The organism is Luteitalea sp. (assembly GCF_022842525.1).
Taxonomy (GTDB): domain Bacteria; phylum Acidobacteriota; class Vicinamibacteria; order Vicinamibacterales; family Vicinamibacteraceae; genus Luteitalea.
Map to the genome: position 1 here is coordinate 20,575 of NZ_JALHPM010000063.1, position 12,342 is coordinate 32,916.

Genomic DNA, 12,342 nt, shown 5'->3' on the forward strand with positions numbered 1-12,342 from the left:
CCTCCATGAGGTGTCGGCGAGCCCCGATCCGTTTCTCGAGGGTTCCGGTGGCGCACACCACTCGTGGGCCAAAGGACACCTCTGAACGGCGTCCACGAACCGCAGGTGGGATTGTGCATGCAGGGAGGCGCGGGGTGCGACACGCTCCGACACACGCACCATGCTGCAGGCCACCAAGCTCACCAAGCGCTACCAGGATGTCGTCGCGCTCGACGCCCTGACCCTGACCGTGGAGCCAGGCGAGGTCTTCTGCCTCCTGGGTGCCAACGGCGCCGGCAAGACGACGACCATCAACCTCTTCCTGAACTTCATCGCCCCCACATCGGGCACCGCGTCGATCAACGGGCTGGACGTCACCGCCGCGCCCCTCGAGACCAAGAAGTACCTCGCCTACATCCCGGAAACCGTCATGCTCTACAAGAACCTGACGGGCATCGAGAACCTCGAGTACTTCGCCGCGCTGGCCGGGCGGGCCGACTACACGCGCGCCGACCTGCTCCGCTTCTTCGCCGAGGTCGGCCTGGCGGCCGAGGCCGCCGATCGACGGGTCGGGACGTACTCCAAGGGCATGCGGCAGAAGGTCGGTATCGCGATTGCCCTGGCCAAGGGCGCCAAGGCGTTGCTGCTCGACGAGCCGACGTCTGGCCTCGATCCCAAGGCCTCCAACGAGTTCTCGGCGCTGCTGTCGCGGCTGAGCGGTGACGGCGTGGCCGTGCTGATGGCCACCCACGACCTGTTCCGGGCCAAGGAGAGCGGCACGCGGGTCGGCATCATGAAGCGCGGGGCGCTGGTGGCCGTCCATGGCACGGACGAATTCAGCCACGCCGACCTCGAGCGCGTGTACCTCGAGCACATGCACGACTGACATGGTCGTCACCATCGCCCGCCGCGAAGTCCGGGACCTGATGCGCGACGGTCGCTTCCGCCTGCTGGCGGTGGTGATCGTCGCGGTGGCCGCGATTGCCCTGGTGGCCGGGTGGAAGCAGTACACCGACGTCGCCAGGCAGCACGCCGAGGCGCAGGCGGCGACGCGCCAGCAGTGGGTGCAGCAGCCGGCGAAGAACCCGCACTCGGCGGCGCACTACGGCGTCTACGCCTTCAAGCCCAAGAGTCAGCTGGCCGTGCTCGACACCGGCATCGATCCCTACGTCGGGGTGGCGACGTGGCTGGAGTCGCACCGCCAGAACGAGGCGGCGTATCGACCGGCGCAGGATCGCACCGCCTTGCAGCGGTTCGGCGAACTGACCGGCGCCAGCGTCCTGCAGGTGCTGGTGCCGCTGTTCATCGTGCTGATGACGTTTGCCGCCTTCTCCGGCGAGCGCGAGCAGGGCCTGAGCCGTAAGCTGCTCAGCCTGGGCGTGGCCCGCGAGACGCTGGCCGTCGGCAAGGTGCTGGGCATCCTCGCCGCCCTGGGCCTGGTGCTGCTGCCCGTGCTCATCATGGCGGCCGCAGCCCTCGCACTGGCCACCGGCGGCGTGCTGGCGAGCACACCGGGTCGCGCGGCGTGGCTGGTGGTCGTCCATCTGGCCTACGCGCTGATCCTCATCGCCGTCTGCCTCGCGGTCTCCGCGCGAGCGTCCTCGTCCCGCGTCTCGCTCGTCGTCCTGCTGTCGTTGTGGTTCGTCAACAGCCTGGTGGCGCCCCGCGCCGTGGGAGACCTGGCGGCGGCGCTCCATCCGACACCGCCGGCCGCCCGCTTCGCCCGTGACCTTCAGCGCGACCTGGCCGACACGAGTGCGGTGCAGGCCAGGCTCGATCGGCGCAAGCGCGAGTTGTTCGCCCAGTATGGCGTGCAGACGGTCGAGGCCCTGCCCATCGCGTTCTCGGGCATCTCGCTCCAGGAAGGCGAGGAGCACGGCAACGAGGTCTTCGACCGCCACTACGGGCGCCTGCACGATCAGTTCGCCCGCCAGGACCGCGTGCAGCAGTGGGCGGGACTGGCCGCGCCGATGCTCGCCGTGCGAGCCCTTTCGATGGCGTTGGCCGGCACCGATGGCCGGCATCACCGCGACTTCATGGCGGCGGCCGAACAGTACCGGCGCGAGATGCAGCGCGTCCTCAACGGCGATCTCGCCACGCACGCCCGCCCGGGACAGGTCTACCTGGCGAAGCCGAGCCTCTGGGCCAGCATCGCCCCCTTCACCTACGCCGCGCCCTCGACGTCCTGGGCGCTGGCGGGCCAGGCACGCAGCCTGCTCGTCCTCGTGATCTGGCTGGCTGGCGCGGCCGTGCTGCTGCTGTTCGCCGTCCGCACGATGCCGGTCGAGTGACACGCGATGCATGATTGCGAGAATCGTTCGACACGACTGGGCCGCGCTCCGCGCCGATGCCCTGGTCTGGCTCATTGCCGCGATCACCATCGTCGCCGTCGGGCTTGGCCTGTGGAACGGCACGCGCTGGGTCCGGTTCCAGCAGGACGCCCTGGCGCTGGTCGCCACCGAGGAACGCGAGCGCTACGCGACGCTCACCACGGAGATCGCCGCGCAGGCGCGCAGCGGGGCTCGGGTCTCGCCCTTCGCCGACCCCGGCAACCCGTCGACGTTCGCGGGACGACGCGGAGTGCGGTCGGCGGGGCTGCCGCCGGCGCCGTTGGGCGCGTTCTCGATTGGCCAGAGCGACCTGCTGCCGTCCTCGCTGCAGGTCTCGATGGAGACGCGAGACGTGGCCACGGCGACCTCCGAGATCGAGAACCCGTCGCGGCTGCTGGTCGGCCGATTCGATCTGGCGTTCGTGGTGATCTACCTGTACCCGCTCCTGATCCTGGGACTGACCTACAACCTGCTGTCGGGTGAACGCGAGGACGGCACGCTCGCCCTGGTCCTGTCGCAGCCCGTCACCGTGGGCACCCTGGTGGCGGCCAAGGTCACGGTGCGCATGGCGCTGCTGTTCGCCCTGATCGTCGGCACGGCGCTGCTGGCCACGGCGGTCGGCGTCCTGACCCAGGGCGCCGGTCCCGGCCTCGTCGTCCGCGCCGCGCTGTGGACGCTGGCCGTCGGAGCCTACGGCGCCGTGTGGTTCGCCCTCGCCGTCGCGGTGATCTCGCTCGGTCGGGCATCGGCGAGCAATGCCACGCTGCTCGCGAGTGCCTGGCTCCTGCTCGTGGTGCTCGTCCCGGCCCTGCTCAACGTGCTCGTCAACGCGCTCTACCCGGTGCCCTCGCGCGTGCAGCTGGTGCAGGCGGTCCGCGAGGCGTCCGATGCGGCCAACGCCAGGGGGAGCGCCCTGCTGGCCCGCTACTTCGAAGAACACCCGGAACTGGCGGGCGGTGACGTCGCCGCCGCCGCCAACGACATGGCGGCCATCCGCCTGGCCGTCAGCGAGGCGGTCGCCCACGATGTGCGCCCGGTCCTGCAGACGTACGAACGGCAGCGACAGCGGCAGGAACGCCTGGTCGAGCAGGCGCGCGTCCTGTCGCCGGCCCTGCTGATGCAGGACGCCCTGAACGACATCGCGGGGACGGGCACGGCGCGGTATCGGCACTTCCTGGCTGAAGTGGATCGCTTTCAGGCCGCGTGGCGTGCCCACTTCTCGCCACTGATCGTCAGCCGCGGCCGCGTCAGCAATCTCGAAGCCGTCCCGACCTTCTCCTATCGTGACGAGGAAGAGTCGGCCGTGGTCCGACGCGTCGGGCAGGCCGTGATCGGGTTGCTGATCCCCACGGCGCTGCTCGGCTGGCTGGGCCTTCGCCGGCTGTCGCAGTACCCGGTCATCGGGTCCTGACCGCCCCACGACGGCCCGCCATGCGGGTCGCCCCCCGCTACAGCTTCAGCAGCTGCTCGCGCAGGACGCGCGACTGCAGTCGGCTCGACCGCAGCTCCTGGCCGTTGGCCAGCGCGATCAGGTAGACGCCGCCAGGCAGCGGACTGACACGGACGATGGCCTCGACGTTGACGAGCGCGCCGCGCTCGACGCGGACGAACTGCCCCGGCTGCAGGCGTGTCTCGAGATCCTTCAGGCGGTGACTGATGACATGCGTCTCACCCTTGAGCGTCGTCAGTCGCATCAGCTCGCCGTCGGCGACGATGGAGGCGACCTGCGCGACCGGCAGCAGGATGATGTCATCGCGACGACGGACGGGAATGCGGGCCAACGGGGCCAGCCCGGCCGGGTCCTCGTAGGTCTCGACGGCGAGCCGCGCCTGATCCTTGCGCAGGTCTCGCGCCGTCTCGTGCTCGAGCAGGTCGCGGGCGCGCTGCAGCGTGTCGAACAGGCGCACCCGGTCGACCGGCTTGAGCAGGTAGTCGATGGCCTTGGCCTCGAACGCCTTGACGGCATAGGCATCGTAGGCGGTGACGAAGGCGAACAGCGGGAGGCGATCGCGCCGCACGAGACGCACCACGCCGAGGCCGTCGAGTTCGGGCATCTGGAGGTCGAGCAGCGCGAGATCGGGGGCCTCGCGCTCGATGGCGGCCACCGCCTCGAGGCCATCGGCCGCTTCGGCGACGATGCGCACGTCCGGCACATCGTGCAGCAGCTGTCGCAGCATGCCGCGCGCGGGGCCCTCGTCATCGGCAATCACGACACGGAGCGGCGAGCGAATGGGTTCAGGCATGCGGAAGACTCGATGGGTAAGCGGACGCGCACGATCGTGCCGGCGCCGGGCGTCGACTCGACGGCAAGCGTGCCGAGCGGGCCGTAGTGCAGCGTGAGGCGGCGCTCCACGCTGGCGAGGCCGACGCCCCCGTCGCGCGTGAAGGCGGCCGCGGGAGCGCCGATGCCCGTGTCCTCGACGATGAAGTCGACGTGGGCCGCCGCGGCATCGATGGCGGTGGTGAGGCGGACGGTGCCGCCGCGCCGCGTCGGCGCGATGCCATGGCGCACGGCGTTCTCGACCAGCGGCTGCAACAGCAGCGACGGCAGCGGCATGCCGTGCAGCAACTCGGGGACGTCGATGGCCACGGCGAGGCGCGACTCGAACCGGGCCTGCTCGATCGTCAGGTAGGCACGGATGAACTCGACCTCTTCCCCGACGGTCGAGAACTCGTCGGAGGAACGCCGCAGTACGCCGCGCAGCACGCCCGTCAGTTCCATCAGGACCTCGCCGGCCCGCGTCGGAGACGCTTCGATGAGGAAGCGGACGGTGTTGAGCGCATTGAACAGGAAGTGAGGCTGCAACTGGGCGCGCACCGCGCGCAGTTCGGCCTCGGTGGCGAGCCGGCCGACCTCCTGCTCGCGCACGGCCTGGTGCAGGCGCCGCTGTTCGTCCCGCAGGCCGTCGATGCGCCGGGCCGCGGCGTTGGCCATCGACTCGAGCAGGGTGAGGTCGTCGGACCAGACGCGACGCCCATGCTGCAGCTCGCCGACGGTCAGGGCATGGTGCGGCGCCTGCACCGTCGGCACGATGACCAGCACCGCATCGCTGGGGCGCGTCGCCCCCACGCCGGCCGGAAACGGCGGCGCGAAGACCACGCCGGCCCCGTCGCCCTGCGGACGAGGCCCGGTCACCTGGACGCTGACCACCTGACGCGCGTGCAGGGCCTGGGCGAGCGCGGCCTCGAGATGGGCGATCACGCCCGGTTCCGTCTCGCTGGCCGCGATGGCCTCCACGAGCCGACCGCGCTGGCTCGCCTCGTCCAACCGCCCCAGCACCTGCGCATCCACGAAGCGATCGGTGCGACGACGCACGTGCGGGTAGGCCATCGTGGTCGCGAGCCAGAGGGCCAGGATCACGGCGAAGGTGATCGGGTCGTCGAGGCGAATGGCGGAGTACGGCACCACCGAGGCCGCGAGAGCCCAGGCCGCGAGCAGCCCTGTGGCCAGCACGAGCATGGACAGCGCACGCTTGAGGAACAGATCCGCGAAGGCAAACCGGTACTCCTGCTGGAGGATGGCAATGGCCAGCGGCAGCGACGCGTGGTGCCCGACCAGGGCCATCCACCAGGTCTCCCCGCCGTCGTGCCCGGTCAGATGGAAGCCCGAGGCCGCGAAGACGGCCAGGGCGACCACCCACAGGCGTTGCCCTTCGATGCCCCGCCGTGTCGTGGCGAGCAGCAGCAGCAACAGCACGCTGGCGCCAACGGTGAGACCGATGAGGGCCGATGGGGCCGGCACCGCCCCGCCACCGGCCGCGGCCAGGACGTGACCGACCGCCGCCGCCGTGGCCAGCGCATACGCGCTCCATTGCAGGGCGCGGGCCATCGGTCCACGCGGCCCCGCCGTCGCCCGCACGACCGAGTGGACGACGACCGCGGGAAGATAGCCGAGGGCGCCGTAGGCCAGCACCAGTGTCCAGACGGGCGCGGCCGACCCGGACAGCGTGAAGAGGGCGGCGGCCAGCGCGCCCACGTTCCACGCCGCACCGAGCAGCCCGGTCAGCAGCGCGAGCCGGTTGCCGACGGCCCACCACGGGCCCTGCACCGGTCGCGCCGCGCCGCGCGGCGGCGCCACGACGAGCCCGACGAGCATGGCATAGAGGGCCGCGCCGACGAGGTGCCCTGTGACGTTCAGCGCGAGGGCAGCAGTCAGGGCCACGTCGACGATTGTACGGAGCGCCGGGGCGTCAGCCGTCACGTCCACCCAACGAATGGTCTCGTGGCCAGGACGAGTGGTCGCGCATGGACACTGGTCGGACCGGCCCGACCGGACCGGCCGGACCCGGCGCTCTACCCGCCGAAGAAGCCGCGCACCTGGGCGATCACCAGCCAGCCACCGAAGAAGGCGTAGAACGCCGTCGCCAGGACCAGCATCGCGAGCCGAACGCCGTGGATGCGCAAGGGCTTGGGCAGTCCCCGCAGATTCAGCTGGATGAGCAGCACGCCGTACACGACCATGACCAGCCCGTTGAGACAGGCGGCCGTCATGAGCAGCACCAGCGGCTGCTGCACGCCGCTCAACAGGATCACCGAACCCGACACGACGCCGGCCCACACGGCGAAGAAGTAGATGCGGCTCTCGCTCCAGTAGTCGTTGCCCTGCAGGTACACCGTCCGGAGGATGTCGGCGACGATGCGCGCGATGTAGTCGACCGTGCCGAGCGCGACGAGCACCAGCGACATCGATCCGAACACCCAGAAGAACTTGCCGAACCACGGCGCGACCACCTGCTGCAGCATCTCGCCCTCGGCCTTGATGAAGCCGAGATTGGCCTGCGCGGTGAGCTGCTGGCCGCTGATCGTCGCGTGCGCGAGCATCGAGAACGTGACGATCGAGAAGATGCAGATGAACCAGAAGCTCACCAGCTGCTCGGTGTTGGCCCGCTTCCACCACACCGCGAAGCGCGCCAGGTTGGCCGGGTCGGTCCGCATCATCACGCCGGTCGTCGGCGCCGCGACGTCCTCGCCCGTGATCGGCGACACGATGCGCGGGATGTAGGCGCCCATGCCGAAGCCCTTGTCGCGAATCCAGTTGCTCTGCGCCAGGTTGTTGACGCCGCCCGCCCCGGCAAACACCAGGGCACTCAGCAGCAGCGTGATGGGGATGGCGGTGGCGTCGGGCAGGGTGCCGAACCCCGAAATCGCCTGCGGCAGGTCGGCCCACGCCTGCGGGGTGATCGCCTCGACGATGGCCACCGACAGGAAGACCAGGGTGAGCCCGACCTTGAAGAACTGGGCCCGCTCGAGGGTCTTGTAGACCACGGGCGACATGGTCAGCGCGAACCCGATGGCCACCATCACGCCAACGGTGATGTACCCGACGTCACCGCCACCGACGAGGAACGTGAACGCCGTCACGCCGCCGGTGGCCCACCCCGGCCACATGTTCGGCACCAGGGTGAACAGGCAGAAGATCCAGCCCCAGTGACGCCAGCGCCGCACGAACCCGGCAATCGCCGTCTCGCCGGTGACCAGCGTGTAGCGCTCGATCTCCATGTTGATGAAGTACTGGAAGGTGACGCTCACCACCGCCGCCCACAGGAAGGCGGGACCGACGGCCGAGGTGATGAACGGCCAGATGATGTACTCGCCCGACCCGACGCCGAGCCCGGCGAGGATGACGCTCGGGCCGAGAATCTTCGTCAGCGGCAACGGCTCGGGCATGTCCCGCACCGTCATGGGCGGCAGGCACCCTGCCGGGACGTCCTTGAGCGTGTCCTCGGACCCGGACCCCGGGCCCGGACCGTACGCAGGTTGGGGCATCGGGGGATGGTATCCCAACAGGTCAGCGCCGCGTCGACCTGAAGGTCGACGCCTACGGAAGGGACACGCGGGTGGCTTGCTCGAGCAGATGGATCACCGATCGGTACGGGTGGCCCGTCGCCGTCGTCAGCGCAACCTCGCACATCCGGTTGGCCGAGACGTGATCCTCGCAGTGCGCGGCCCGCACCTCGGCCGCCTCCGCCCGCGTCGCCGACGCCGTCAGTTCAGGGAACAGGAAGCCGCGGTCCCCGGCAAAGCCGCAGCACGCCGCCGTGGCCGGCACGAGCGTGTGGTCGGCACACGCGGCGGCCACCGCGGCCAGCGCATCGGCGCTGCCCATGTGCGCGAGCGAACAGGTCGGATGGACGGCCACCGATCGCACGCGCTGCGACACGGTCAGGCGTGGCAACAGGTCGCGGGCGAACTCGACGCTGTCGAGGATCCGCAGGGCGTCGAGACGGTGGCGATTCTCCGCCGTGAGCGCCGGGCCGCACCCACGCAGGCCCTGGGTACACGAGTTGGCGTCGATCACGATGGGCAGCCGCCCGCCGTCCGACCAGTGCCAGCACCGTTCGATGGCGTCGTTGGCGGCCTGCCGATAGCCGGCCGCCAGCCCCTTGGACGAGAACGGCGTCCCGCAGCACGTGCCATGCACGTCGTCGGGAATCCACACGGGATGGCCGGCACGCGCGGCCACGGTGACGAGCGCCTGCGGCAGCGACAGGGACGATCGCTCGCCGGGCACGCGACCGAAGACGCGCGACACGCACGCGGGCAGGTAGACGGCCGCCGCGCCGACGCGCGGCGTGCGCGGTGGCGCGGCAGCGGGCGACGGCATCTCGCGGCTCCAGAGCGGGACGTCCGGCCCCGCCGCACGACGGGCCAGCCGCGTCAGCGTCGGCATGGCGTCGTCGCCGAACAGGCGCCGCACCAGATGGCCGGCCCCGAGGCCGATCTTCACCACCGACTCGGCGAGGCCGAAGCGGCTCGCCACGGTCCGCCCGATCGACTCGACCATCGCGGAGTGCCGACCATGCCGGAAGTGCTTGACGAGCGCCCCGGTGTCGATGCCGACCGGACAGGCGGTGGCGCACATGCCGTCGACGGCGCAGGTGTCGAGCCCGGCGTAGGCGTAGTCCTGCCAGAGGGCGTCGAGGGCCGCCTGTGGCGCGCCCTGCTGCTCGAGCCGGACCATCTCGCGCCGCACCAGGATGCGCTGGCGAGGCGTCAGCGTCAGCTCACGCGACGGACAGACGCGTTCGCAGAAGCCGCATTCGACGCAGGTGTCGATGCTGGCCTCGACCGACGGCAGCGATTTCAGGTCCGTCAGGTGCGCACGCGGGTCGGGGTTGAGGATGACCCCGGGATTCAGCAGGCCGCGCGGGTCGGCCAGCGCCTTGAGGCGCTGCATCAGGGCCAGGGCCGCCGGGCCCCACTCGGCCTCGACGAAGGGCGCCATGTTGCGCCCCGTGCCGTGTTCGGCCTTGAGCGCGCCGTCGTACTTCTGCACCACGAGTGCCACGACATCGTCCATGAAGCGCGCGTACTGGTCGATGGCCGCCGCGTCGTTGAACGACTGGGTGATGACGAAGTGGAGGTTCCCATCCCCGGCGTGGCCGAAGATGATCGCCTCGGGATAGCCGTGCCGGACGAACAGGTCCTGCAGGTCCAGCACCGCCTCGCCGAGACGCTCGAGCGGGAAGGCGACGTCCTCGATGATCACGGTGGTGCCGCTGCGACGCACGGCCCCGACCGACGGATACATGCCCTCGCGCACGCGCCAGAGCCGCGCGCTGCTGCGCGGGTCGTCCGTGTACGCGGGCGTGAACAGCAGCCCCATCGGCAGGGCGGCGCCGTCGGCCGGGTCCGTCGCGGGCCAGAGGCGATCGGCGGCCTCGCGGTACGCGGCGAGCGCCTCGGGCGTCGCCGCCTGGAACTCCACCAGCAACCCGGCCGCGGCCGGGGGCAGGCCGATCAGCTCGGACGGCACACCGGGTTGATGCTCGACCGCGCGCAGCGACGCGCGATCCATCAGCTCCAGCGCCTTGGCGCCCGCGGCACGCAAGGGGGCGATGGCCGCGCACGCCGCACCGATCGACGCGAAGAGGAGCAACCCGGTCGCCTTGTGCGGCAGGTCGGGCACCGTGCGCAGCACGGCCTCGGCGATGAACGCCAGCGTCCCCTCGGATCCGATCAGCAGGTGGCTGAAGATGTCGACCGGCCGATCGTGATCGATGAAGGCATTGAGGCCGTAGCCCGTGGTGTTCTTCATCCGGTACTTCGCCCGGATGCGGCTCGCCAGCGCGACGTCGGCCTCGATGTCCCGCTTGAGCGCCAGCAGTCCCTCGGCCAGGGTCGGCTCGGCGGCGCGGAAGCGGGCGTCGGCGTCAGGGTCGGCCGTGTCGATGAGGGTGCCTGACGGCAGCAGGAACGTCAGCGAGTCGAGCGTGTGGTACGCGTTCTGGACCACACCGCAGCACTTGCCCGAGGCGTTGTTCGCCAGGATGCCGCCCAGCGCGCAGGCCGCGAGGCTGGCGGGATCCGGGCCGATCTTGGCGCCAAAGGGGCGCAGCGCCAGGTTGGCCTCGCCACCGAGGACGCCGGGGCCGACGCGCAGGCGGGCGCCGCCCTCGAGCACCTCCAGCCGACGCCAGTGCCGCTTGACCTCGACGAGCAGGCCGTCGGTCACGGCCTGCCCCGAGAGGCTCGTGCCCGAGGCCCGGAACGTCAGCGGCACACCGGTCTGGTGCGACACCCGGAAGAGCGCGCGCACCTCCTCGACGTCGGCGGCCAGCACCACGGCCCGGGGCACCGGCCGATAGAAGCTGGCGTCGGACGCCCACGCCGCCAGGTCCATCGGACGCGTGAGAATCCGCTCGCGCGGCAGGAGGGCGTCGAGATGCCGCCGCAGCGCCTCGGTGTCGGGCGCGCTCACGGTGTGCACGCCGCGCTCAGTGCGAATGGCGAGGCACCGCGGATCCGCTGCCCCCCTTGAGGAAGTCGAGGTCGGCCCCCTCGTTGGCCTGCAGCACGTGCTCGACGTAGAGCTTGACGTAGCCGCGATGGACGTTGGACACGGGGGCCTGCCAGGCGGCGCGCCGCGCCGCGAGCTCCTCGTCCGACACGAGCAGCGACAACCGCCGGCCGGGCACGTCGAGTTCGATGAGGTCGCCGGTCCTGACGAGCGCCAGCGGGCCCCCCACCGCGGCCTCCGGCGTCACGTGCAACACCACCGTGCCGTACGCCGTCCCCGACATGCGGGCATCGGAGATGCGCACCATGTCGGTGACCCCCTGGCGCAGCAGCTTGGGCGGCAACGGCATGTTCCCCACCTCGGGCATGCCCGGGTAGCCCTTCGGGCCGCACAGCTTCATGACGAGCACGCTGTCGGCGTCGACGTCGAGGTCGGGGTCGTCGATCCGGGCGTAGAAGTCGTCGATGTCCTCGAAGACCATGGCGCGTCCGGTGTGGCGCAGCAGGCGCGCACTGGCCGCGGCCGGCTTGATGACGGCGCCGTCGGGGCTCAGGTTGCCCGTCAGCACGGCGATGCCGCTGTCGGGCACCACGGGCGTCTCGCGCGTGCGGATCACCTCGCGGTTGTAGCAGGGCGCGTCGGCAATCAGCTCGCCCATCGTGCGCCCCGTCACCGTCAGGGCGTCGCGATGGATGATGTCGCCGAGTTCGCGCAGGACGGCCGGCAGGCCGCCCGCGTAGTAGAAGTCCTCCATCAGGAAGCGGCCCGAGGGCATCAGGTCCACGAGGCACGAGACCTGGCGTCCGAGCCGGTCCCAGTCCTCGAGCGAGAACTCGACGCCGGCGCGGCCGGCGATCGCCAGCAGGTGGATGACGGCGTTGGTCGACCCGCCCACGGCGTTGACCGCATGGACGGCGTTCTCGAACGCCTGCCGCGTCAGGATCTTCGAGGGGCGCAGGTCTTCCTCGACCATCGCCACGATGCGATTGCCGACCAGGTGCGCCAGCCGCGACCGGCGGGCATCGACGGCGGGAATGGCCGCATTGGTCGGCAACGCGAGGCCGAGCCCCTCGACCAGGCACGCCATCGTCGAGGCCGTGCCCATCGTCATGCAGTGCCCCGCAGAGCGGCTCATGCCGGCTTCGGCGTCGCGGAAGTCCTCCGGCGACATCAGCCCGCAACGCACGTCTTCGCTGAACTTCCAGACATGGGTGCCCGAGCCGATGTCCTGGCCACGGAACTTGCCGTTCAGCATCGGGCCGCCGGACAACACGATGGTCGGCAGGTCGACGC

8 protein-coding genes are annotated in these 12,342 nt (G+C 70.9%); 3 read left to right on the top strand and 5 right to left on the bottom strand.

The features are described 5' to 3' along the window. Window positions 1-160: 160 nt before the first annotated feature. Genes Q0C41_RS14205 through Q0C41_RS14215 form a run of 3 tightly spaced genes read left to right on the top strand, consistent with a single transcriptional unit; the run spans window position 161 to window position 3,720 of the window. Window positions 161-865 carry an ABC transporter ATP-binding protein gene (locus Q0C41_RS14205; protein ID WP_291984446.1) on the top strand — a complete coding sequence of 235 codons (705 nt, stop codon included), beginning with the start codon at window positions 161-163 and terminating at the stop codon, window positions 863-865. 1 nt (window position 866) lies between these two features. Beyond that, the gene (locus Q0C41_RS14210; protein WP_291984447.1) at window positions 867-2,270 is read left to right on the top strand and encodes a DUF3526 domain-containing protein; all 1,404 of its coding nucleotides are present in this window, start codon (window positions 867-869) and stop codon (window positions 2,268-2,270) included. A 10-nt stretch (window positions 2,271-2,280) separates the two neighbouring features. Beyond that, complete coding sequence (locus tag Q0C41_RS14215) at window positions 2,281-3,720, top strand: DUF3526 domain-containing protein (protein WP_291984448.1); 1,440 nt, start codon at window positions 2,281-2,283, stop codon at window positions 3,718-3,720. Between the two features lie 37 nt (window positions 3,721-3,757). Here the strand turns inward: Q0C41_RS14215 and Q0C41_RS14220 are convergent, their stop codons facing one another. From Q0C41_RS14220 to Q0C41_RS14240, 5 genes are all read right to left on the bottom strand, one after another. Then, window positions 3,758-4,552 carry a response regulator gene (locus Q0C41_RS14220; protein ID WP_291984449.1) on the bottom strand — a complete coding sequence of 265 codons (795 nt, stop codon included), beginning with the start codon at window positions 4,550-4,552 and terminating at the stop codon, window positions 3,758-3,760. Next, window positions 4,516-6,471, bottom strand: a complete 1,956-nt coding sequence (locus tag Q0C41_RS14225; RefSeq protein WP_291984450.1) for a histidine kinase — start codon at window positions 6,469-6,471, stop codon at window positions 4,516-4,518. Before Q0C41_RS14225 ends, Q0C41_RS14220 begins: the two co-directional genes overlap by 37 nt. Window positions 6,472-6,602: 131 nt before the next feature. Next, on the bottom strand, window positions 6,603-8,075 hold the full coding sequence (locus tag Q0C41_RS14230) for an Nramp family divalent metal transporter (RefSeq protein ID WP_291984451.1): 1,473 nt from the start codon (window positions 8,073-8,075) through the stop codon (window positions 6,603-6,605). Window positions 8,076-8,127: 52 nt separating this feature from the next. Continuing rightward, window positions 8,128-11,010, bottom strand: coding sequence for an FAD-binding and (Fe-S)-binding domain-containing protein (locus Q0C41_RS14235; RefSeq protein ID WP_291984452.1), 2,883 nt, complete (start codon window positions 11,008-11,010; stop codon window positions 8,128-8,130). A gap of 16 nt (window positions 11,011-11,026) precedes the next feature. Then, window positions 11,027-12,342 (bottom strand): dihydroxy-acid dehydratase (locus Q0C41_RS14240; RefSeq protein ID WP_291984453.1); only part of this gene is annotated, 1,316 nt, incomplete at its 5' end.